The sequence below is a fragment of the Escherichia sp. HH41S genome (assembly GCF_009820115.1).
GTDB classification, from domain to species: Bacteria; Pseudomonadota; Gammaproteobacteria; order Enterobacterales; family Enterobacteriaceae; genus Escherichia; species Escherichia coli_F.
The window spans coordinates 186405-208150 of record NZ_VNXE01000020.1 but is presented as its reverse complement, the minus strand read 5'-3'; the positions used below and the strand labels follow the sequence as shown (position 1 = coordinate 208150).

The window sequence follows — 21746 nt, the reverse complement described above, 5'->3', positions numbered from 1 at the left end:
GGCTACGGTCGTCAGCAATAATATTACAGCGGTCATCAAGCGCACTCATTGACCGCCCTTATTTGATTCGTTCGGATTTGCTTGCCCAACTCAGCCCGCCAGTCGAAGCGAGCCCCCACTCACTCTCCATTATCGCGCACAAATTGTTAAGCAATTCAGTTTTATTTATCAATCAGAAGAACGCACAATGAAAGCATCGTTCATCTGGAGTCTTTATGAAACTTTTTCGTATCCTCGATCCTTTCACCTTAACCCTGATCACGGTGGTGTTGCTGGCCTCTTTCTTTCCGGCCAGGGGCGATTTCGTTCCCTTCTTTGAAAATCTGACTACCGCAGCTATTGCTCTGCTGTTCTTTATGCACGGCGCGAAGTTGTCGCGTGAGGCGATTATTGCTGGCGGTGGTCATTGGCGACTGCATTTATGGGTGATGTGTAGCACCTTCGTGCTGTTCCCAATTTTGGGCGTGCTGTTTGCCTGGTGGAAACCGGTAAATGTCGACCCGATGCTCTACTCCGGTTTTCTCTACTTGTGCATTCTTCCTGCTACCGTGCAGTCTGCAATCGCCTTCACGTCAATGGCGGGCGGTAACGTCGCGGCGGCGGTTTGTTCTGCGTCAGCATCCAGCCTGCTGGGGATTTTCCTTTCACCGTTGCTGGTTGGCCTGGTGATGAATGTTCACGGTGCAGGGGGCAGCCTTGAGCAGGTAGGTAAGATAATGCTGCAACTGCTGCTGCCATTTGTGTTGGGGCATCTTTCCCGGCCGTGGATTGGTGACTGGGTGTCGCGTAATAAAAAATGGATTGCGAAAACTGACCAGACGTCCATTCTGTTGGTGGTTTATACGGCATTCAGCGAAGCCGTCGTTAACGGTATCTGGCACAAAGTTGGCTGGGGATCATTGCTGTTTATCGTGGTGGTCAGTTGCGTTCTTCTGGCTATCGTGATTGTAGTTAACGTCTTTATGGCACGCCGACTAGGCTTCAATAAGGCAGATGAAATTACTATCGTCTTTTGTGGTTCGAAAAAGAGTCTGGCAAATGGCATCCCGATGGCAAACATTCTGTTCCCCACATCGGTGATCGGTATGATGGTGCTGCCTCTGATGATTTTCCATCAGATCCAATTGATGGTCTGTGCGGTGCTGGCGCGTCGATACAAACGCCAGACCGAACAGTTACAGGCGCAGCAGGAAAGCAGCGCCGATAAAGCTTAAAGTGGGCGTTTCAGGGGCTGGACCAGTTGCGTCAGCCCCTCGGTTTTAATCAGCAGCGTGATTTGCATTAGCTCACCGAGCTTCCCTGCCGGGAACTCATCTTTGCGGGCAAACCACAGAAGATACTCCTCCGGCAGGTCGATTAAGCGACGCCCTTTGTATTTGCCAAACGGCATTATCGTATTGGCTATTTCAATCAGCTGCTCTTTTTCCATCTCAGCTACCCAGCAAACGCAGCATTTCCGTTTCGTCGATGACTTCAATGCCCAGTTCCTGCGCCTTCGCCAGTTTAGATCCTGCAGCTTCACCCGCTATCACCAGATCGGTTTTCTTCGACACGCTGCCCGCGACTTTCGCGCCCAGTTCGACCAGTCGAGCTTTAGCGTCATCACGCGACATCTGGCTTAAGCTGCCCGTAAGCACCACGGTTTTACCAGCAAACGGGCTGTCAATCTCTTCCGCGTTAATCACCACCGGCGCAGGCCAGTGAACGCCTTCCGCCAACAGCTCGCTGATGACATTGCGGTTGCTTTCTTCGGCAAAGAAGTTGTGAACGTGGGAGGCAACGACAATGCCAACATCAGGCACCTTTTGCAGCTCTTCAATCGAAGCGGCTTCCAGCGCTTCCAGCGTGCCGAAATATGCCGCCAGACCTGCTGCGGTGGCCTCGCCGACTTCACGGATGCCAAGTGCATAGAGGAAGCGGGCAAAGGTGGTTTCTTTCGCTTTTTCCAGCGCGTTAACCACATTTTGTGCCGATTTCGGCCCCATGCGCTCCAGTCCGGTCAGTTTGCCTGCGGTGAGTTTGAACAGATCCGCCGGGGTATGGACATATTCTTTTTCAACCAGTTGATCGATGATTTTGTCGCCCATACCGTCAACGTCCATCGCACGGCGGGAAACAAAGTGTTTCAGCGACTCTTTACGCTGAGCACCGCAAATCAGGCCACCGGTACAGCGGGCAACCGCTTCACCTTCCACACGCTCGACGTCAGAACCACATACCGGACAATGCGTCGGGAATACAACCTCACGGGTATCTTCCGGGCGTTCAGAAAGCACGACGTTAACCACCTGCGGGATCACGTCGCCAGCGCGGCGAATCACCACTTTATCGCCAATGCGTAAACCAAGACGTTCGATTTCGTCAGCATTATGCAGTGTAGCGTTACTCACCAGCACACCAGCAACATGGACTGGTTCAAGACGCGCAACAGGCGTAATCGCGCCAGTACGCCCAACCTGAAACTCGACGTCACGCACAAAGGTCATCTGTTCCTGCGCCGGGAATTTAAACGCTACCGCCCAGCGCGGGGCTCGCGCGACAAAGCCAAGCTGCTCCTGCTGTGCCAGAGAGTTGACCTTAATTACCACGCCGTCGATATCAAAGCCCAGCGTCGGGCGGTCTTCTTCCACTTTGTGGTAGAACGCCAGCACTTCTTCCGCCGATTCACAAAGCGTTACTCGATCGCTGACCGGCAAACCCCACTTTTTAAATTGCAGTAAACGGCCAAGATGAGTATCCGGCAGCTCGCCACCTTCCAGAACACCGACGCCATAGCAGAAAAAAGTGAGCGGTCGCTTCGCTGTAATACGCGGATCAAGCTGACGCAGTGAACCTGCAGCCGCATTACGCGGGTTAGCAAACACTTTCCCGCCTGTGCGTCGCGCATCTTCGTTGATCTTTTCGAAGCCGGCCTGCGGCAGGAACACTTCACCACGAACTTCCAGACGCGCCGGGATATTCTCGCCGTGAAGCTTCAGCGGAATGGCGCGAATAGTACGCACGTTTGATGTAATGTCTTCGCCGGTAGTGCCATCGCCACGGGTCGCGGCACTGACTAAAACGCCATTTTCATACAGAATGCTGACGGCAAGACCATCCAGTTTCAGCTCACAGCACCAGGTCACTTTTTCGTTGCTTTTCAGACGGTCCTGTACGCGTTTGTTGAAAGCAAGAAAGCTTTCTTCATCAAAGACGTTATCCAGCGACAACATGGGCACTTCATGGCGGATCTGGCTGAAAGCCGCCAGCGGCGCTGCACCTACACGTTGGGTAGGCGAATCAGGCGTAATTAGTTCTGGATGTTTGGTTTCCAGCTCGCGCAGTTCACGCATCAGCCTGTCATATTCAGCGTCGGGAATTTCCGGCGCATCCATCACATGATAAAGATATTCATGATGGCGAAGCGTCGTTCGCAGTTCTGTCAGTTGTTGTTCGATTGATTCCATATCGCACCATCAATGCTAAAAACCCCCGACAAGCGGGGGTTCGAAGAGGAGTTAATTTGCCTTAAGTGTATCAGGCGTTGGCGTCTTTGACTTCGCGGATGATGTCCTGGTACTCGCGCAATTTCTGCGGAGTCATCATACGGCGCTGATCGTCAAGCACTACACCGCCCACTTCATCGGCAATATGCTGCGCAGATTGCAGCATCAGCTTAAAGTTCTGCAGCTCGTCACCGTAAGACGGTACCTGCATAAAGATAGTGACACCCGGAGTAGTGAAATCCTTCATTTCAGGATCGAAGGTGCCCGGTTTCACCATATTCGCCAGGCTGAATAACGCCGGGCCACTTCCATCCGGGCTAAGATGACGATGGTAAATATTCATATCGCCAAAAATGAAGCCCGCTTGTTGAATGCTGTTAAGAAGCAGTTCACCGTTTAGCTCGCTACCGTGATGCGCCGCGACGTTCATGATGATCACTGCTTCTTTGCGCTTCGGCTTATCCACAACTGGAGTCGGTTCCGCGACAGGCTCAGGCTGTGGTGCCGCTACGGGTTCTGCAGGCTGGAAAGCCTGTTGTGCCGGTTGCGGTGCTGAATGCACTGGCTGCGGCGCTGACGCGACCTGTGGCGAAACTGGCTGCTGCAACGGCTGTTCAGGCTGAGGCTGATAGGCAGGCTGCTGCACGGGTTGCTGCACCGGCTGCGTTGGACGCGGAGCATGTTGCGGCGGTACCTGCGCTTCAGGCGGCTGCTGGACCGGTTGACGCGGCTGCGCAGACGCATAAGGCGGTTGGTACTGGTGTTGCGGCGACGGACGAGCAGCCTCATGCTCCTGGGCGTTAGCCGGGGCATGATTCACGCGGTGAACACGAACCTCACCAACGCCCTCATCATCTTCGACATCCTCGTCATAAGAATCGTCGTCACGTTTTGACTTCATTCGTTTTAATGGCCGATCGCGGAACATAGAAGATCGTTCTTTACGGCTGGTCCAGAAACCATGTACCAGTAAAGCGATTATGGCGATCGCGCCAACAATGATTAATATCAGACGCAAATCCTGCATCATTATATTCTCTGTTGTTCTAACACCTTGCCACCACGGCAAACATTTACTCACTAAGAGTATTTGCCGATTACCTCAAGTGCAAGTGCACTATTAACTTTCACAGCACAAAGATAGATGAAATCGTGCTTTTTGCTGTTTTTTCGAACATATCCTAACTGTCCATTGCGCAATTACCCGGTAAAATACGCAGAATTTTCCTGGGATTGGTCAAAAGGAGCTCATCCTGATTATGGTTTCATCATTCACATCTGCCCCACGCAGCGGTTTTTACTATTTTGCGCAAGGCTGGAAGCTCGTCTCGCAACCTGGGATTCGGCGTTTCGTTATTTTACCGCTGCTGGTCAATATTTTGTTGATGGGGGGCGCATTCTGGTGGCTCTTTACGCAACTCGATGTCTGGATCCCGACTCTCATGAGTTATGTTCCGGACTGGTTACAATGGCTGAGCTATCTGTTGTGGCCCCTGGCTGTCATCTCTGTGCTGTTAGTGTTTGGCTATTTCTTCTCAACGATTGCTAACTGGATTGCTGCTCCGTTCAACGGTTTATTGGCTGAACAACTGGAAGCAAGACTGACTGGCGCTACACCGCCAGATACCGGAATTTTCGGTATCATGAAAGATGTGCCGCGAATCATGAAACGCGAATGGCAAAAATTTGCCTGGTATCTGCCGCGCGCAATTGTATTGCTAATTCTTTACTTCATCCCTGGCATTGGGCAAACCGTCGCACCGGTACTGTGGTTCCTGTTTAGCGCCTGGATGTTAGCCATCCAGTATTGCGATTACCCCTTCGATAACCACAAAGTGCCGTTTAAAGAGATGCGCACCGCCCTGCGCACACGCAAAATCACCAATATGCAGTTTGGTGCTTTAACCAGCCTGTTTACGATGATCCCGCTGCTTAATCTGTTCATTATGCCCGTTGCCGTTTGTGGCGCGACGGCGATGTGGGTCGATTGCTATCGCGATAAACACGCGATGTGGCGGTAACAATCTACCGGTTATTTTGTAAACCGTTTGTGTGAAACAGGGGTGGCTTATGCCACCCCTTATTCCATCTTGCATATCATTATTTCCCTTCTGCATATAGATATGCTAAATCCTTACTTCCGCATATTCTCTGAGCGGGTATGCTACCTGTTGTATCCCAATTTCATACAGTTAAGGACAGGCCATGAGTAAGATTTTTGAAGATAACTCGCTGACTATCGGTCACACACCGCTGGTTCGCCTGAATCGCATCGGTAACGGACGCATTCTGGCGAAGGTGGAATCTCGTAACCCCAGCTTCAGCGTTAAGTGCCGTATCGGTGCCAATATGATTTGGGATGCCGAAAAGCGCGGCGTGCTGAAACCAGGCGTTGAACTGGTTGAACCAACCAGCGGTAATACCGGGATTGCACTGGCCTATGTGGCTGCCGCTCGCGGTTACAAACTCACCCTGACCATGCCAGAAACCATGAGTATTGAACGCCGCAAGCTGCTGAAAGCGTTAGGTGCAAACCTGGTGCTGACCGAAGGTGCTAAAGGCATGAAAGGCGCAATCCAAAAAGCAGAAGAAATTGTCGCCAGCAATCCAGAGAAATACCTACTGCTGCAACAATTCAGCAATCCGGCAAACCCTGAAATTCACGAAAAAACCACCGGTCCGGAGATCTGGGAAGATACCGACGGTCAGGTTGATGTATTTATTGCTGGTGTTGGGACTGGCGGTACGCTGACCGGCGTCAGCCGCTACATTAAAGGCACCAAAGGCAAGACCGATCTCATCTCTGTCGCCGTGGAGCCAACCGATTCTCCGGTTATCGCCCAGGCGCTGGCAGGTGAAGAGATTAAACCTGGCCCGCATAAAATTCAGGGGATTGGCGCTGGTTTTATCCCGGCTAACCTTGATCTCAAGCTGGTCGATAAAGTCATTGGCATCACCAATGAAGAAGCTATTTCTACCGCGCGTCGTCTGATGGAAGAGGAAGGTATTCTTGCAGGTATCTCTTCTGGAGCGGCTGTTGCTGCAGCGTTGAAACTACAAGAAGATGAAAGCTTTACCAACAAGAATATTGTGGTTATTCTACCGTCATCGGGTGAGCGTTATTTAAGCACCGCATTGTTTGCCGATCTCTTCACTGAGAAAGAATTGCAACAGTAATGCCAGCTTGTTAAAAATGCGTAAAAAAGCACCTTTTCAGGTGCTTTTTTGTGGCCTGCTTCAAACTTTCGCCCCTCCTGGCATTGATTCAGCCTGTCGGAACTGGTATTTAACCAGACTAATTATTTTGATGCGCGAAATTAATCGTTACAGGAAAAGCCATAGCTGAATCGATTTTATGATTTGGTTCAATTCTTCCTTTAGCGGCATAATGTTTAATGACGTACGAAACGTCAGCGGTCAACACCCGCCAGCAAAGGACTGTATTGCGCTCTTCGTGCGTCGCGTCTGTTAAAAACTGGCGCTAACAATACAGGCTAAAGTCGAACCGCCAGGCTAGACTTTAGTTCCACAACACTAAACCTATAAGTTGGGGAAATACAATGTTCCAGCAAGAAGTTACCATTACCGCTCCGAACGGTCTGCACACCCGCCCTGCTGCCCAGTTTGTAAAAGAAGCTAAGGGCTTCACTTCTGAAATTACTGTGACTTCCAACGGCAAAAGCGCCAGCGCGAAAAGCCTGTTTAAACTGCAGACTCTGGGCCTGACTCAAGGTACCGTTGTGACTATCTCCGCAGAAGGCGAAGACGAACAGAAAGCGGTTGAACATCTGGTTAAACTGATGGCGGAACTCGAGTAATTTCCCGGGTTCTTTTAAAAATCAGTCACAAGTAAGGTAGGGTTATGATTTCAGGCATTTTAGCATCCCCGGGTATCGCTTTCGGTAAAGCTCTGCTTCTGAAAGAAGACGAAATTGTCATTGACCGGAAAAAAATTTCTGCCGACCAGGTTGATCAGGAAGTTGAACGTTTTCTGAGCGGTCGTGCCAAGGCATCAGCCCAGCTGGAAACGATCAAAACGAAAGCTGGTGAAACGTTCGGTGAAGAAAAAGAAGCCATCTTTGAAGGGCATATTATGCTGCTCGAAGATGAGGAGCTGGAGCAGGAAATCATAGCCCTGATTAAAGATAAGCACATGACAGCTGACGCAGCTGCTCATGAAGTTATCGAAGGTCAGGCTTCTGCCCTGGAAGAGCTGGATGATGAATACCTGAAAGAGCGTGCGGCTGACGTACGTGATATCGGTAAGCGCCTGCTGCGCAACATCCTGGGCCTGAAGATTATCGACCTGAGCGCCATTCAGGATGAAGTCATTCTGGTTGCCGCTGACCTGACGCCGTCCGAAACCGCACAGCTGAACCTGAAGAAGGTGCTGGGTTTCATCACCGACGCGGGTGGCCGTACTTCCCACACCTCTATCATGGCGCGTTCTCTGGAACTGCCTGCTATCGTGGGTACCGGTAGCGTCACCTCTCAGGTGAAAAATGACGACTATCTGATTCTGGATGCCGTAAATAATCAGGTTTACGTCAATCCAACCAACGAAGTTATTGATAAAATGCGCGCTGTTCAGGAGCAAGTGGCTTCTGAAAAAGCAGAGCTTGCTAAACTGAAAGATCTGCCAGCTATTACGCTGGACGGTCACCAGGTAGAAGTGTGCGCTAACATCGGTACGGTTCGTGACGTTGAAGGTGCTGAGCGTAACGGCGCTGAAGGCGTTGGTCTGTATCGTACTGAGTTCCTGTTCATGGACCGCGACGCGCTGCCCACTGAAGAAGAACAGTTTGCTGCTTACAAAGCAGTAGCTGAAGCGTGTGGCTCACAAGCGGTTATCGTTCGTACCATGGACATCGGCGGCGACAAAGAGCTGCCATACATGAACTTCCCGAAAGAAGAGAACCCGTTCCTCGGCTGGCGCGCTATCCGTATCGCGATGGATCGTAAAGAAATCCTGCGCGATCAGCTCCGCGCTATCCTGCGTGCCTCTGCTTTCGGTAAATTGCGCATCATGTTCCCGATGATCATCTCTGTTGAAGAAGTGCGTGCACTGCGCAAAGAGATCGAAATCTACAAACAGGAACTGCGCGACGAAGGTAAAGCGTTTGACGAGTCAATTGAAATTGGCGTAATGGTGGAAACACCGGCTGCCGCAACAATTGCACGTCATTTAGCCAAAGAAGTTGATTTCTTTAGTATCGGCACCAATGATTTAACGCAGTACACTCTGGCAGTTGACCGTGGTAATGATATGATTTCACACCTTTACCAGCCAATGTCACCGTCCGTGCTGAACTTGATCAAGCAAGTTATTGATGCTTCTCATGCTGAAGGCAAATGGACTGGCATGTGTGGTGAGCTTGCTGGCGATGAACGTGCTACACTTCTGTTGCTGGGGATGGGTCTGGACGAATTCTCTATGAGCGCCATTTCTATCCCGCGCATTAAGAAGATTATCCGTAACACGAACTTCGAAGATGCGAAGGTGTTAGCAGAGCAGGCTCTTGCTCAACCGACAACGGACGAGTTAATGACGCTGGTTAACAAGTTCATTGAAGAAAAAACAATCTGCTAATCCACGAGATGCGGCCCAATTTACTGCTTAGGAGAAGATCATGGGTTTGTTCGATAAACTGAAATCTCTGGTTTCCGACGACAAGAAGGATACCGGAACTATTGAGATCATTGCTCCGCTCTCTGGCGAGATCGTCAATATCGAAGACGTGCCGGATGTCGTTTTTGCGGAAAAAATCGTTGGTGATGGTATTGCTATCAAACCAACTGGTAACAAAATGGTCGCGCCTGTAGACGGCACCATTGGTAAAATCTTTGAAACCAACCACGCGTTCTCTATCGAATCTGATAGCGGCGTTGAGTTGTTCGTTCACTTCGGTATCGACACTGTTGAACTGAAAGGCGAAGGCTTCAAGCGTATTGCTGAAGAAGGTCAGCGCGTGAAAGTTGGCGATACTGTGATTGAATTCGATCTGCCGCTGCTGGAAGAGAAAGCCAAGTCTACCCTGACTCCGGTTGTTATCTCCAACATGGACGAAATCAAAGAACTGATCAAACTGTCCGGTAGCGTGACTGTGGGTGAAACTCCGGTTATTCGCATCAAGAAATAATTCTTGCCGCAGTGAAAAATGGCGCCGATGGGCGCCATTTTTTTATGCTTCCGTCAGGGGCGGCAAAATCAATTCATCACTACCATGCTGCTGGGTATAGCGCATCACCTGCAGCACGCGTAATCCCGCGCTATGTACCGCGTCAGTTAATTCCTTACCTTTCAACAAGCCACTGATAAGCTGGGCGCAAAACAGATCGCCTGTTCCTTTAAGATCCGTCTTTACCCGAGAATGGGAAATGACATTCACGCTGTCGGCACTGACCACCACCACCTGCATCTCCTGATTTTCTTCGTTACCGGAGGCGCTGGTAATGACCACCCATTTTAAGGTGTCTGAAAGCAAACTTTTTGCTGCGGCAATGGCACTGTCGAGATCGCGGCAATCTTTACCGGTCAGGATTTCCAGCTCAAAGATATTAGGCGTAATACCCTGCGCCAGAGGCAGTAAATATTGTCGGTATGCCTCAGGAAGGTCAGGTTTGACATAAATTCCGCTATCAATATCGCCAATCACCGGATCGACCATAATCAATAAGTCAGGATGGTCTTTGCGTAGCGCAGTCAGCCACTCGGCAAGGATTTTGATTTGCGATGCCGTTCCCATATAGCCCGTGGTGACAGCGCGCAGCTGGCGCAGCGCATCACGCTCCTGAAGCGCACGCAAATAACCGCTAAACCATTCGTCCGGAATCGCACCACCGTAGAAAGTGTCATAATGCGGCGTATTGCTCAGCAATACCGTCGGCACGGCAAAGACATTCAGGCCGTTCTGTTTGATAGCAGGCACGGCAATGCTGTTGCCTACGCTGCCGTACACTACCTGCGACTGCACGGCGACGATATCCGCCTGCAATGCCCTGCTCTTATCGTTAAACAACAACAAACTACTCATTTAATTTTTTCTCCTTGCCGATGATCCTCATCGTATTCCAACCGAAACTTTACCTGATTCTGGCAGTCAAATCGGCTATCACAAAACAAGGATAAGGTAATTCAATGAAGAAAATCATTTGTCTTTTAATAACGCTGCTAATGACACTCCCCGCTTACGCGAAGTTAACCGCCCACGAAGAAGCCCGCATCAACGCCATGCTGGAGGGATTAGCACAGAAAAAGGATTTGATATTTGTGCGCAACGGCGATGAACATACCTGCGATGAAGCGGTTTCCCATTTGCGTCTGAAGCTGGGCAATACCCGTAATCGCATTGATACTGCTGAGCAATTTATTGATAAGGTTGCTTCGTCATCATCGATTAGCGGGAAGCCGTATATCGTGAAGATGCCCGGTAAGAGCGATGAAAACGCGCAACCTTTTTTACATGCGTTAATTGCGCAGACGGATAAAACGGTGCCTGCACAATAATCTTAAATCCCCGCCCCCTGACTAAAGTGCTCTTCCCCAAACACCCCGGTAGAAAGGTAGCGATCGCCGCGATCGCAGATGATCGCCACCACTACAGCGCCGGGGTTGGCTTTTGCCACCCGCAGTGCTCCGGCAACCGCGCCACCGGAACTTACACCGCAGAAAATCCCTTCCCGCACTGCCAGTTCGCGCATGGTGTTTTCCGCATCACGCTGATGAATATCCAGAACCTCATCCACCAGCGAAGCGTTGAAGATGCCTGGCAGATATTCCTCAGGCCAGCGACGAATGCCGGGAATGCTGCTGCCCTCTTCCGGCTGCAGACCAACAATGGTCACCAGTTTGGATTGCTCGCGCATAAAGCGCGACACGCCGGTAATCGTACCGGTCGTCCCCATGCTGGAGACAAAATGGGTAATGCGACCGCCGGTTTGCTGCCAGATTTCCGGCCCGGTGGTGGTGTAATGCGCATAAGGATTATCGGGATTATTAAACTGATCGAGCAGCTTGCCTTCGCCACGATTCGCCATCTCCAGCGCCAGATCGCGCGCACCTTCCATGCCCTGCTCTTTGGTGACCAGAATCAGCTCCGCACCGTAGGCACGCATCGCCGCGCGACGCTCCTGGCTCATGTTATCGGGCATCAGCAATTTCATGCGATAGCCTTTTAGCGCAGCGATCATTGCCAGCGCAATCCCGGTGTTACCACTGGTGGCTTCGATTAACACATCACCCGGTTTAATTTCCCCGCGCTTTTCCGCCTCGACGATCATCGAAAGCGCCGCACGATCTTTCACCGAACCGGCCGGATTATTGCCTTCCAGCTTTAACCACACTTCACTGCCGTTATCCGGCCCCATTCGTTGTAATTTCACCAGAGGCGTATTGCCTATTGTTTGTTCTAATGTACTCACGATCTCTGTCCATACGTGGTGTTGCCTGATGCGACGTTTACGCGTCTTATCAGGCCTACAGGTTACAAAACCTTGCCATTAAAAAGCCCGGATCGCGGGAAGCGCCTCCGGGCGTTTAACATTCACTCAACCTATCAGGCGCTTTGTGCGAGGGCAAGTTCCTCATCGCGGGTTTCAATACGCTCGTCGCCGTTATACAGCCGCGCATGTTGCAGCCCGACGAACAAACGATCGCCGCGTACCGGCGCATCATCGCCACGCATCACCACGGTGAGCGGATCTTCATACCACCCCAGCGGCTGCACGACTAATTGGGTGTAGTGGCCTTTCGGGCTGGCTTCCAGCACCTGTACCGGCAGCGGCGAATCGAGGCTGGTGCGGCGGCTGATATCCACTTCCCACGGGCGCAGGAAGAGATCCACCGGCCCCTGGTACGCAGGGGTATATCCCAGCGGCCAGCGATGTGCGCCAACGTGGAACTGCCCGCCGCGAATCGTTCCCTGCAAGCGGTTTACTTCGCCCATAAACTCCAGCACAAAACGGGTCGCCGGTTCGCGCCAGACCTGATCGGGTTCATCAGCCTGTTCGATATTGCCCTGGCTCATCACCACCACACGATTGGCGACTTCCATCGCCTCTTCCTGGTCATGGGTCACGAACACACTGGTGAATTTCAGCTCTTCATGCAACTGACGCAGCCAACGACGCAGCTCTTTACGCACCTGCGCATCCAGCGCGCCAAACGGTTCATCAAGCAGCAGAATTTGCGGTTCCACAGCCAGCGCCCGCGCCAGCGCCACACGCTGTTTCTGACCGCCGGAAAGCTGCGCCGGATAACGATCCGCCAGATGGGCAAGCTGGACCATTTCCAGCAATTTTGTCACTTTCGCTTTGATGGCTGCGGCATTCGGGCGCTCGCGACGCGGCAGCACCGTCAGGCCAAAGGCGATATTGTCGAACACCGTCATATGGCGGAACAGCGCGTAATGCTGAAACACGAAACCGACTTTACGATCGCGTGCATGCAGGCGGCTGACGTCGGTGCCGTGGAAACGAATATGCCCGCTGGTTTGATGCTCCAGCCCGGCGATAATCCGCAGCAGCGTGGTTTTCCCGGAACCGGACGGCCCCAGCAATGCGACCATCTGACCAGAAGGAATATCCAGTGAGATATCGTTCAGCACCTGGGTGCGACCAAACGACTTCTTAATATTGGCAATCTCAATGCTCATGATGCTCCTCCTGTTGCGCGCGTTTTTCCTGATTCTCCAGGCGCCACTGCAACATACTCTTTAAAAACAGGGTGATAATCGCCATCAGCGTCAACAGCGCCGCGGCGGTAAAGGAGCCGACGGTGTTGTAGTCCTGCTCCAGCAATTCAATCTGTAACGGCAGCGAAAGTGTTTCGCCGCGAATCGAGCCGGAAACCACCGACACCGCGCCAAACTCGCCAATCGCGCGGGCGTTGGTCAGCACCACGCCATAAAGCAGCGCCCAGCGGATGTTCGGCAGCGTGACGCGGCGGAACATCTGCCAGCCAGACGCGCCAAGCAAAATCGCCGCTTCGTCTTCCTGGCTTCCCTGACTTAACATCACCGGCACCAGCTCGCGCACCACAAACGGACAGGTCACGAAGATGGTGACCAGCACCATTCCCGGCCAGGAGAACATAATTTGCAGATTATGTTCATCCAGCCAGCCGCCGAGCGGGCCGTTAGAGCCGTAGAAAAGCAGATAGACCAGACCGGCAACCACCGGCGACACGGCAAACGGAATGTCCAGCAGCGTCAGCAGCAACTGGCGTCCGGGGAAGTTAAAGCGCGTCACCAGCCAGGCCAGCAGAATCCCAAACACCAGGTTTACCGGTACGGCAATCAGCGCGATCATCACCGTCAGCCAGATGGCGTGCAGCATGTCCGGGTCGGCCAGATTCTGTAACACCGGCATCAGCCCTTTGCTGAATGCCTGCACGAAAATGTAAATCATCGGCACCAGCAGGATGAACGCCGAAACCAGCATTCCGGTGCCAATCAAAAACCATTTGCCCCAGTTAATCGGGCGCGCGTCATAACGCTTCAACTGTGTCACTTCCGCCATTAATGACCTACCACACGCCGACCAAAGCGACTTTGCAGAGTGTTAATTGAGAACAGCAGCAGCAGGGATGCCGCGAGTATCACCGAAGCAATTGCGCTCGCCGCCGGGTAATCAAACTCCTGTAAGCGAACAAAAATCATCAGCGACGTCACTTCCGTCTTCCAGGCGATGTTCCCGGCGATAAAAATCACCGCACCAAACTCACCGAGACTACGGGTAAACGACAGCGCCACGCCCGCCACCAGCGCCGGAGAAAGCTCCGGCAGCACCACTTTGCAGAAACTCTGCCAGCGCGTTGCGCCGAGCGTTTCCGCCGCTTCTTCATATTCCGGGCCTAACTCTTCCAGCACCGGCTGAACGGTACGCACCACAAATGGAATACTGGTAAAGGCCATCGCCACCGCAATCCCCAGCCAGGTATAGGTGACTTTGATATCAAACTTCGCCAGCCATTCACCGTAAAAACCGTTCACGGAAAAGAGCGAGGCCAGCGTCAAACCGGCGACTGCCGTTGGCAGCGCAAAGGGTAAATCCATCAGCGCATCAAGCAGCGTGCGGCCCGGAAAGCGATAGCGGGTTAAGATCCACGCCATCAGCAAACCGAAAACGCCGTTAAAAATTGATGCCACAAACGCTGACAGCAGCGTCACTTTGTAGGCCGCGACCACCTGCGGGTTGGTGATCACCTCCCAATACTGCGCCCAGCTCATCTGAGCCAGTTGCATCACCAGTGCGGAGAGCGGCAGCAGCAAAATCAGGCACACAAACAGCAGACTGGTGCCGAGGCTTAAGGTAAAGCCCGGCAGCACGCGTCTTGATGAAACTGCAAACATTAATTACGCCCCGCCGCTAACAGCTTGTCTAACTCGCCGCCGCTGGTGAAGTGGGTTTTCATCACTTCCGGCCAGGAGCCAAATTTGTCTTCCACGCGGAACAGTTCGGTCTGCGGGAATTTGTCTTTCAGTTTGTCCATGACTTCCGGGTTATTTACGCGGTAGTAATAGTCGGTGATGATGGTTTGCGCCTGCGGGCTGTAGAGCCAGTTCAGGTAAGCTTTTGCTGCTTTTTCCGTACCGTTGGCCTGCACGTTTTTATCGACCCACGCCACCGGGAATTCCGCCAGAATATTGGTTTTCGGAATCACCACTTCAAAGCCTTGCGCTTCATACTGTTTGCGAATGTTGTTCACTTCCGATTCAAAGCTAATCAGTACATCGCCCAGCCCGCGCTCGGCAAAAGTGGTGGTCGCGCCACGACCGCCGGTGTCGAACACTTCAACGTTTTTCAGGAACTGAGTCATAAACTGTTCGGTTTTGGCTTTATCACCACCGTCAGCTTTATCCGCTGCGCCCCACGCGGCTAGATAGGTGTAACGCGCGTTACCGGAGGTTTTTGGGTTCGGGAAAATCAGCTTCACGTCGGAGCGCACCAGATCGTTCCAGTCGTGGATATTCTTCGGGTTTCCCTTACGCACCAGGAAGCCCATGGTCGAGTAAAACGGCGAGCTGTTATTCGGCAGGCGCGACTGCCAGTCAGCCGGGATCAGCTTGCCTTTATCATGCAGGATCTGCACGTCGGTCACCTGGTTATAAGTGACAACGTCTGCTTTTAAGCCCTGCAAAATCGCCAGCGCCTGTTTTGATGACCCGGCATGAGATTGTTTAATCGTTAGCTTGTCGCCACCGTTATCTTTCGCCCACTGCTGCTCAAACGGGGTATTCAGGGCGGCAAAGAGCTCGCGGGAGACGTCATAAGAACTGTTCAGCAGTTCCGTTGCCTGTACATGGCCCGCCAGCAGCAGAGAAGCGACCAGCGCGAGTGAGTTCTTTTTCAGTAAGTTAACGGCCATTGCGCACCCTTATTAATTAAATGACTTTCTATTAGTCATCATATTTATAACGGACGTGAAAGGAGTAACGGTTTTATATACCGTTTGGTGATTTGGAAGTTGAAAAGGGAATAAGAACTTGGTTCAACAGGCGTAATTGTTGCAGTCAGTTTGGACACGAACAGCGCGGAGAAACCGGAGCGTACACATAGTACGTGAGGATTTCGAGCACTGCCAGGGGCCAAAATGACAAATAAAATAGCCTGGTGAACTTAGTTCAAGACGAAATCCTCCCCACACATGCAGGGAGGAAACAGAGGTGAATCAGATGCCGACGCTAACCGTCTCCGGCAGTGTGCTGCCGCCATCAATCACATTCTGTGTACCGGTTAAATAGCTGGATTCATCGGATGCGAGGAAGGCCGCCAGTTCGCCAACTTCCAGCGGATCGGCGAGGCGACGCAACGGGATTGCTTTCGCCATTTCAGTCAGCACCGATTCCGGATCCTCCGGGTTCGACTGACGCGCGATGCTTTCCGCCATTGGCGTGCGAACATATCCTGGGCAGATGGCGTTAACGCGAATACCAGACTGCGCGTACTCCACCGCCAGCGATTTAGTCAGGCCAACAATCGCCGCTTTCGTTAAGGCATACGCCGTTTCGCCCGGATCGGCCACCATATCGCCAGTGACCGAAGACATCATCACAATGCGACCATCTTTGCGGGCAATCATCTCCGGCAGCACCGCCTTTGTGACGTTCCATACGCCTTTTATATTGATATCAATATGGAAATCGCGATCTTCATCGCTCATATCGAGGAAACTGCCCAGACGACAAACGCCTGCGTTATTCACCAGGATATCAATGCGCCCTTCTTTTTCCTTTGCGCGCTTGATAGCTGCGGCTACCGATGCCGGGTCACGCACATCGGCGACAACCGCCGTACAGCGATGACCACGACCACACAGTTCGTCCGCCAGCTTTTCGATCTCAGGGGAGATATCCAGCAAGATTAGGTTTGCGCCATGACGCGCAAAAGTTCTGGCAATTCCTTCGCCAATTCCCTGCAATGCGCCCGTAATCAGTGCTGTCTTGCCCGTGAGTTTACCCATTTTAATGCTCTCCTTGTTAATACAGAGCGTTACACTCCATTCCCTCTGAAAATACAGGATAAACAAAATATTGCTGCGGATCAGCTCACTAATTCAGGAAAATCTCAATCCAGTCGCTGCTTTATGCATCATTTCAGGCGTTGTGTTAGCTCACTGCTGCGCTCAATCATTTTCAATGACTCGACATCATTAAGTTGTACCAGCCCAACAAACAGTAAATCGGTAACCGAATTTTGCGCCGTGCGGGTGGACATCGACGAGCTACGCCATTCGGTTTCACCAGAAACGGTATCGAGGGTGAAATGTGCCAACCGCCGCAGCGGAGAGTCAGTCAGTGAAGTAATGGCAATCACCGTTGCCCCCTGCTTTCGCGCTGCCTCGGCGCATAGCAAAATCTCTTTTTTACTGCCGCTGTAAGAGATAGCGATTTGTACATCACCTTTTTTCAACGCCTGGGAAACGGTAGCTTGTACGTGCGTGTCGGCTTCACAGGCCACGCGATAACCAATTTTCATCAGTTTGAATGAAAGATCGCGCCCCACCAGCGCCGACCCGCCCAGGCCTGTTATCTGGATAAACGGCGCTTTACTGATGACCTCAATGATTTTTTGCAGCCGCGCGTAATCGAGTAAGGCGCAGGTTTGCTCCAGTGCCAGCTCTTTTTCGCGATTCAGTTTGCGGGCAATCACTTCCAGCGAATCATCACTGGTAATCGAACTATGCAAGTGCAGTGCCGTGGCATTCGTTTTCTCCCGGCTGGCACTGTATTCGCCAATTAACGCCATACGCAATTCAGTAAATCCTTGCGCGCCGAGCTTCTGGGCAAACTTCACAATACTCGACTGGCTGATGCCGAGCTGTTTCGCCATCTTGCGCGAAGAGACGGATTTCAGCTCACTCACTTTAGCCTGCAGAAAGTCAGCTATTTTTTTCTCGTTCTCGGTAAATTCACTTTCTGCATTGCGTATTTTCGTCAGGTACAACATCTTCCACTCTCCTGGGCTGGCAGCAAAAATTCCGCTTAAGTTCTTATGACGCTCTTCACACTCTGCGAGTGTAGACTCAATGATTCCTTTAAGTCTGTCAATTCGGGATATATGATTCCATCCATCTGCAATTATTTGATCGTAAATAGTAAGGTCACCACCGATGCAACTTGAAAAGATGATTACCGAAGGCTCGAATGCCGCTTCGGCTGAAATTGACCGCGTATCAACGCTGGAAATGTGCCGGATTATCAACGATGAAGATAAAACCGTACCACTTGCCGTTGAGCGTGTACTGCCGGATATCGCCGCAGCGATCGATGTTATCCACGCCCAGGTAAGCGGCGGCGGTCGACTGATTTACATCGGTGCGGGGACTTCCGGTCGTCTGGGTATTCTTGATGCCAGCGAATGTCCGCCGACCTACGGCGTCAAACCGGGCCTGGTGGTTGGTTTGATTGCTGGCGGTGAATATGCCATTCAGCACGCGGTGGAAGGCGCAGAAGATAGCCGGGAAGGTGGTGTTAACGATCTAAAAAATATCGGCTTAACCGCACGGGATGTGGTGGTTGGCATTGCTGCCAGTGGTCGCACGCCGTATGTGATTGCCGGGCTGGAATACGCACGCCAACTCGGTTGCCGCACAGTGGGCATTTCCTGTAATCCGGGGAGCGCCGTTTCAACCACCGCTGAGTTTGCTATTACTCCGGTGGTTGGGGCCGAAGTGGTCACTGGTTCTTCGCGAATGAAAGCAGGCACAGCGCAGAAACTGGTGCTCAACATGCTCTCCACCGGGTTGATGATTAAATCCGGCAAAGTGTTCGGTAACCTGATGGTTGATGTCGTCGCCACCAACGAAAAATTGCATGTGCGCCAGGTCAATATCGTTAAAAACGCCACCGGATGTAACGCCGAACAAGCGGAAGCGGCGTTAATTGCCTGCGAGCGCAACTGCAAAACGGCCATTGTGATGGTGCTGAAAAATCTCGATGCCGCAGAAGCAAAAAAACGCCTGGATCAACACGGCGGCTTTATTCGTCAGGCTTTAGACAAGGAATAACCCATGGCCAAAGAGATCAGCAGTGAACTTCTGAACACCATTCTTACCCGTGTCGGCGGACCGGGGAATATCGCCAGTTGTGGTAACTGTATGACGCGCCTGCGTCTGGGTGTACATGACAGTTCACTGGTTGATCCCAATATCAAAACGCTGGAAGGCGTGAAGGGCGTCATTTTGACCAGCGATCAGGTACAGGTCGTTTTTGGACCAGGTAAAGCGCATCGTGCCGCCAAAGCGATGAGCGAACTGCTGGGCGAAGCCCCGGTACAGGATGCCGCAGAAATCGCCGCTCAGAATAAACGCCAGTTAAAAGCCAAACAAACCTCCGGCGTGCAACAGTTTCTTGCCAAATTCGCCACTATCTTCACGCCGCTGATCCCCGGTTTTATTGCTGCGGGTCTGTTGCTGGGGATAGCGACGTTAATTGCCACCGTGATTCACGTTCCGGCAGATGCTCAGGGAACGCTACCCGATGCGCTGAATTTTATGAAGGTGTTCAGCAAAGGTTTGTTCACTTTCCTGGTGATTCTGGTGGGCTATAACGCTGCCCAGGCATTTGGCGGCACGGGCGTCAATGGCGCAATTATCGCCGCGCTCTTTTTGCTCGGTTATAACCCTGCTGCCACCACCGGTTACTACGCCGGTTTTCACGATTTCTTCGGTCTGCCCATCGATCCGCGTGGCAATATTATCGGCGTGTTGATTGCCGCCTGGGCCTGCGCCCGCATCGAAGGCATGGTGCGCCGCTTTATGCCAGACGATCTCGACATGCTGTTGACCTCGTTAATCACTCTGCTGATCACCGCCACACTGGCGTATTTGATCATTATGCCGCTGGGTGGCTGGTTATTCGAAGGCATGTCGTGGCTATTTATGCACCTGAACAGTAATCCGCTCGGTTGTGCAGTTTTAGCAGGGCTATTCCTGATCGCCGTGGTGTTTGGCGTGCATCAGGGCTTTATTCCTGTTTACCTGGCCTTAATGGACAGCCAGGGATTCAACAGCCTGTTCCCCATCCTTTCAATGGCAGGCGCGGGCCAGGTGGGTGCGGCGCTGGCGCTCTACTGGCGGGCGCAACCGCACAGTGCATTACGCAGTCAGGTCCGCGGGGCAATTATTCCCGGCCTGCTGGGCGTTGGCGAACCGTTAATTTACGGCGTCACCCTACCCCGCATGAAACCGTTTGTTACCGCCTGTTTAGGTGGCGCGGCGGGCGGTTTGTTTATCGGCCTGATAGCCTGGTGGGGCCTGCCGATGGGCTTAAACAGCGCCTTTGGGCCGTCTGGCCTGGTGGCGCTGCCGCTGATGACATCCGCGCAAGGCATCCTTCCGGCAATGGCGGTTTACGCTGGCGGGATTCTGGTGGCATGGGTTTGTGGGTTTATTTTCACCACACTCTTTGGCTGCCGTAACGTCAATCTGGACTGATTATGAAACGGACAATGCTCTATTTTTCTCTGCTGGCTGTCAGCTGTAGCGTCAGCGCCGCAAAATACCCTGTTCTGACAGAAAGTTCGCCAGAGAAAGCAGGGTTTAACGTCGAACGGCTTAATCAGATGGATCGCTGGATAAGCCAGCAAGTTGATGCCGGTTATCCCAGCGTTAACCTGCTGATCATTAAAGATAATAAGATTGTGTATCGCAAAGCCTGGGGCGCGGCGAAAAAGTACGATGGCAGCGTGTTAATGAAGCAGCCAGTAAAAGCAACCACCGAGACGCTGTATGACCTGGCCTCAAACACAAAAATGTACGCCACTAACTTCGCCCTACAAAAGCTAATGAGCGAAGGCAAACTACATCCTGACGATCTGATTGCGAAATATATTCCGGGATTTGCCGACAGTCCAAATGACACCATCAAAGGCAAAAACACGCTGCGGATTTCTGATCTGCTGCATCACAGCGGCGGTTTCCCGGCGGACCCGCAATACCCAAATAAAGCCGTCGCGGGCGCGTTATATTCCCAGGATAAAGGCCAGACGCTGGAAATGATCAAGCGCACGCCGCTGGAATATCAGCCCGGCAGCAAACATATCTACAGCGATGTCGATTATATGCTGCTTGGATTTATCGTCGAGTCAGTTACTGGTCAGCCGCTTGACCGCTATGTTGAAGAGTCGATTTATCGCCCGCTCGGCCTGACGCATACGGTGTTTAATCCGCTGCTGAAAGGCTTTAAACCACAGCAAATTGCCGCCACGGAACTGAACGGCAATACCCGCGATGGCGTGATTCACTTCCCGAATATCCGCACCTCCATTCTCTGGGGTCAGGTGCACGATGAAAAAGCATTCTATTCGATGGGCGGCGTTTCCGGGCACGCAGGTTTGTTTTCCAATACCGGCGATATTGCGGTGTTAATGCAAACGATGCTGAACGGCGGCGGCTATGGTGATGTGACGCTGTTCAGTGCGGAAACGGTGAAGATGTTCACCACCAGCTCAAAGGAAGACGCCACTTTTGGCCTCGGCTGGCGCGTGAATGGTAATGCCACCATGACGCCGACGTTTGGCACGCTGGCAAGCCCGCAAACCTACGGTCACACGGGCTGGACCGGGACGGTGACCGTTATCGATCCTATCAATCATATGGCGATTGTGATGTTAAGCAACAAGCCACATTCGCCAGTTGCCGATCCACAAAAAAATCCCAATATGTTCGAAAGCGGTCAGCTACCGATTGCAACTTATGGTTGGGTGGTGGATCAGGTGTATGCGGCGTTAAAGCAGAAGTAATAAAAAGGCCAGCCAGTT

Annotated in this window: 21 protein-coding genes; 10 read left to right on the top strand and 11 right to left on the bottom strand. The window is 52.2% G+C overall.

Annotated features, from left to right (window positions below; all coding sequences use genetic code 11):
* Positions 1–215 precede the first annotated feature (215 nt).
* Positions 216–1214 carry a bile acid:sodium symporter family protein gene (locus FQZ95_RS06080; protein WP_000765604.1) on the top strand — a complete coding sequence of 333 codons (999 nt, stop codon included), beginning with the start codon at positions 216–218 and terminating at the stop codon, positions 1212–1214.
* Here FQZ95_RS06080 and FQZ95_RS06075 read toward each other — a convergent pair.
* From FQZ95_RS06075 to zipA, 3 genes are all read right to left on the bottom strand, one after another.
* On the bottom strand, positions 1211–1429 hold the full coding sequence (locus FQZ95_RS06075) for a DUF3820 family protein (protein ID WP_000410201.1): 219 nt from the start codon (positions 1427–1429) through the stop codon (positions 1211–1213). The genes FQZ95_RS06080 and FQZ95_RS06075 overlap by 4 nt on opposite strands.
* A 1-nt stretch (position 1430) precedes the next feature.
* Positions 1431–3446, bottom strand: a complete 2016-nt coding sequence (ligA, locus tag FQZ95_RS06070) for an NAD-dependent DNA ligase LigA (RefSeq protein WP_000443686.1) — start codon at positions 3444–3446, stop codon at positions 1431–1433.
* A 70-nt stretch (positions 3447–3516) separates the two neighbouring features.
* Positions 3517–4515: a cell division protein ZipA gene (gene zipA / locus FQZ95_RS06065; protein WP_001353054.1), complete on the bottom strand. Its 999-nt coding sequence runs from the start codon at positions 4513–4515 to the stop codon at positions 3517–3519.
* Between the two features lie 229 nt (positions 4516–4744).
* On the opposite strand from zipA, the gene cysZ reads away from it, so the two are divergent.
* The 5 genes from cysZ (at position 4745) to crr (ending at position 9625) form a co-directional block, all read left to right on the top strand.
* Positions 4745–5506, top strand: coding sequence for a sulfate transporter CysZ (gene cysZ, locus FQZ95_RS06060; protein ID WP_000254839.1), 762 nt, complete (start codon positions 4745–4747; stop codon positions 5504–5506).
* Between the two features lie 184 nt (positions 5507–5690).
* Entirely contained in the window at positions 5691–6662 is a 972-nt protein-coding gene (cysK, locus tag FQZ95_RS06055) for a cysteine synthase A (protein ID WP_000034402.1), read from the top strand.
* A 383-nt stretch (positions 6663–7045) separates the two neighbouring features.
* A complete protein-coding gene (gene ptsH, locus FQZ95_RS06050) occupies positions 7046–7303 on the top strand; it encodes a phosphocarrier protein Hpr (RefSeq protein ID WP_000487600.1) in 258 nt (85 codons plus the stop codon).
* A 44-nt stretch (positions 7304–7347) separates the two neighbouring features.
* Entirely contained in the window at positions 7348–9075 is a 1728-nt protein-coding gene (gene ptsI / locus FQZ95_RS06045; protein ID WP_000623136.1) for a phosphoenolpyruvate-protein phosphotransferase PtsI, read from the top strand.
* A 40-nt stretch (positions 9076–9115) separates the two neighbouring features.
* Positions 9116–9625, top strand: a complete 510-nt coding sequence (crr, locus tag FQZ95_RS06040; RefSeq protein WP_000522247.1) for a PTS glucose transporter subunit IIA — start codon at positions 9116–9118, stop codon at positions 9623–9625.
* Positions 9626–9667: 42 nt separating this feature from the next.
* Here the strand turns inward: crr and pdxK are convergent, their stop codons facing one another.
* Complete coding sequence (pdxK, locus tag FQZ95_RS06035) at positions 9668–10519, bottom strand: pyridoxine/pyridoxal/pyridoxamine kinase (RefSeq protein ID WP_032303495.1); 852 nt, start codon at positions 10517–10519, stop codon at positions 9668–9670.
* A gap of 104 nt (positions 10520–10623) precedes the next feature.
* On the opposite strand from pdxK, the gene FQZ95_RS06030 reads away from it, so the two are divergent.
* Complete coding sequence (locus tag FQZ95_RS06030) at positions 10624–10992, top strand: YfeK family protein (protein WP_000719933.1); 369 nt, start codon at positions 10624–10626, stop codon at positions 10990–10992.
* Positions 10993–10994: 2 nt separating this feature from the next.
* Here FQZ95_RS06030 and cysM read toward each other — a convergent pair whose 3' ends face one another.
* From cysM to murR, 7 genes are all read right to left on the bottom strand, one after another.
* On the bottom strand, positions 10995–11906 hold the full coding sequence (gene cysM / locus FQZ95_RS06025) for a cysteine synthase B (RefSeq protein WP_105271485.1): 912 nt from the start codon (positions 11904–11906) through the stop codon (positions 10995–10997).
* Between the two features lie 134 nt (positions 11907–12040).
* Positions 12041–13138, bottom strand: a complete 1098-nt coding sequence (gene cysA, locus FQZ95_RS06020; RefSeq protein ID WP_000021028.1) for a sulfate/thiosulfate ABC transporter ATP-binding protein CysA — start codon at positions 13136–13138, stop codon at positions 12041–12043.
* The gene (gene cysW, locus FQZ95_RS06015; protein WP_000852696.1) at positions 13128–14003 is read right to left on the bottom strand and encodes a sulfate/thiosulfate ABC transporter permease CysW; all 876 of its coding nucleotides are present in this window, start codon (positions 14001–14003) and stop codon (positions 13128–13130) included. Before cysW ends, cysA begins: the two co-directional genes overlap by 11 nt.
* Complete coding sequence (cysT, locus tag FQZ95_RS06010; protein ID WP_000458406.1) at positions 14003–14836, bottom strand: sulfate/thiosulfate ABC transporter permease CysT; 834 nt, start codon at positions 14834–14836, stop codon at positions 14003–14005. Before cysT ends, cysW begins: the two co-directional genes overlap by 1 nt.
* Entirely contained in the window at positions 14836–15852 is a 1017-nt protein-coding gene (gene cysP, locus FQZ95_RS06005) for a thiosulfate/sulfate ABC transporter substrate-binding protein CysP (RefSeq protein ID WP_046081659.1), read from the bottom strand. The genes cysT and cysP overlap by 1 nt, the downstream gene beginning before the upstream one ends.
* Positions 15853–16155: 303 nt before the next feature.
* A complete protein-coding gene (gene ucpA / locus FQZ95_RS06000; protein ID WP_000517442.1) occupies positions 16156–16947 on the bottom strand; it encodes an SDR family oxidoreductase UcpA in 792 nt (263 codons plus the stop codon).
* 128 nt (positions 16948–17075) lie between these two features.
* The gene (gene murR, locus FQZ95_RS05995) at positions 17076–17933 is read right to left on the bottom strand and encodes an HTH-type transcriptional regulator MurR (protein WP_032184830.1); all 858 of its coding nucleotides are present in this window, start codon (positions 17931–17933) and stop codon (positions 17076–17078) included.
* 163 nt (positions 17934–18096) lie between these two features.
* Between murR and murQ the strand changes: the two genes are divergently transcribed.
* The 3 genes from murQ to pbp4b are packed head-to-tail and all read left to right on the top strand — an operon-like array spanning position 18097 to position 21728.
* A complete protein-coding gene (gene murQ, locus FQZ95_RS05990; protein ID WP_160529994.1) occupies positions 18097–18993 on the top strand; it encodes an N-acetylmuramic acid 6-phosphate etherase in 897 nt (298 codons plus the stop codon).
* Positions 18994–18996: 3 nt separating this feature from the next.
* The gene (gene murP, locus FQZ95_RS05985) at positions 18997–20421 is read left to right on the top strand and encodes a PTS N-acetylmuramic acid transporter subunit IIBC (RefSeq protein ID WP_160529993.1); all 1425 of its coding nucleotides are present in this window, start codon (positions 18997–18999) and stop codon (positions 20419–20421) included.
* 2 nt (positions 20422–20423) lie between these two features.
* Positions 20424–21728, top strand: coding sequence for a penicillin binding protein PBP4B (gene pbp4b, locus FQZ95_RS05980; RefSeq protein WP_160529992.1), 1305 nt, complete (start codon positions 20424–20426; stop codon positions 21726–21728).
* Positions 21729–21746: the final 18 nt, after the last annotated feature.

Bases quoted from the DNA above. Each gene is read 5' to 3' on its own strand.
- FQZ95_RS06080 (WP_000765604.1), top strand. From the start codon at position 216: ATGAAACTTTTTCGTATCCTCGATCCTTTCACCTTAACCCTGATCACG.
- FQZ95_RS06075 (WP_000410201.1), bottom strand. From the start codon at position 1,429: ATGGAAAAAGAGCAGCTGATTGAAATAGCCAATACGATAATGCCGTTT.
- ligA (WP_000443686.1), bottom strand. From the start codon at position 3,446: ATGGAATCAATCGAACAACAACTGACAGAACTGCGAACGACGCTTCGC.
- zipA (WP_001353054.1), bottom strand. From the start codon at position 4,515: ATGATGCAGGATTTGCGTCTGATATTAATCATTGTTGGCGCGATCGCC.
- cysZ (WP_000254839.1), top strand. From the start codon at position 4,745: ATGGTTTCATCATTCACATCTGCCCCACGCAGCGGTTTTTACTATTTT.
- cysK (WP_000034402.1), top strand. From the start codon at position 5,691: ATGAGTAAGATTTTTGAAGATAACTCGCTGACTATCGGTCACACACCG.
- ptsH (WP_000487600.1), top strand. From the start codon at position 7,046: ATGTTCCAGCAAGAAGTTACCATTACCGCTCCGAACGGTCTGCACACC.
- ptsI (WP_000623136.1), top strand. From the start codon at position 7,348: ATGATTTCAGGCATTTTAGCATCCCCGGGTATCGCTTTCGGTAAAGCT.
- crr (WP_000522247.1), top strand. From the start codon at position 9,116: ATGGGTTTGTTCGATAAACTGAAATCTCTGGTTTCCGACGACAAGAAG.
- pdxK (WP_032303495.1), bottom strand. From the start codon at position 10,519: ATGAGTAGTTTGTTGTTGTTTAACGATAAGAGCAGGGCATTGCAGGCG.
- FQZ95_RS06030 (WP_000719933.1), top strand. From the start codon at position 10,624: ATGAAGAAAATCATTTGTCTTTTAATAACGCTGCTAATGACACTCCCC.
- cysA (WP_000021028.1), bottom strand. From the start codon at position 13,138: ATGAGCATTGAGATTGCCAATATTAAGAAGTCGTTTGGTCGCACCCAG.
- cysW (WP_000852696.1), bottom strand. From the start codon at position 14,003: ATGGCGGAAGTGACACAGTTGAAGCGTTATGACGCGCGCCCGATTAAC.
- cysT (WP_000458406.1), bottom strand. From the start codon at position 14,836: ATGTTTGCAGTTTCATCAAGACGCGTGCTGCCGGGCTTTACCTTAAGC.
- cysP (WP_046081659.1), bottom strand. From the start codon at position 15,852: ATGGCCGTTAACTTACTGAAAAAGAACTCACTCGCGCTGGTCGCTTCT.
- ucpA (WP_000517442.1), bottom strand. From the start codon at position 16,947: ATGGGTAAACTCACGGGCAAGACAGCACTGATTACGGGCGCATTGCAG.
- murR (WP_032184830.1), bottom strand. From the start codon at position 17,933: ATGTTGTACCTGACGAAAATACGCAATGCAGAAAGTGAATTTACCGAG.
- murQ (WP_160529994.1), top strand. From the start codon at position 18,097: ATGCAACTTGAAAAGATGATTACCGAAGGCTCGAATGCCGCTTCGGCT.
- murP (WP_160529993.1), top strand. From the start codon at position 18,997: ATGGCCAAAGAGATCAGCAGTGAACTTCTGAACACCATTCTTACCCGT.
- pbp4b (WP_160529992.1), top strand. From the start codon at position 20,424: ATGAAACGGACAATGCTCTATTTTTCTCTGCTGGCTGTCAGCTGTAGC.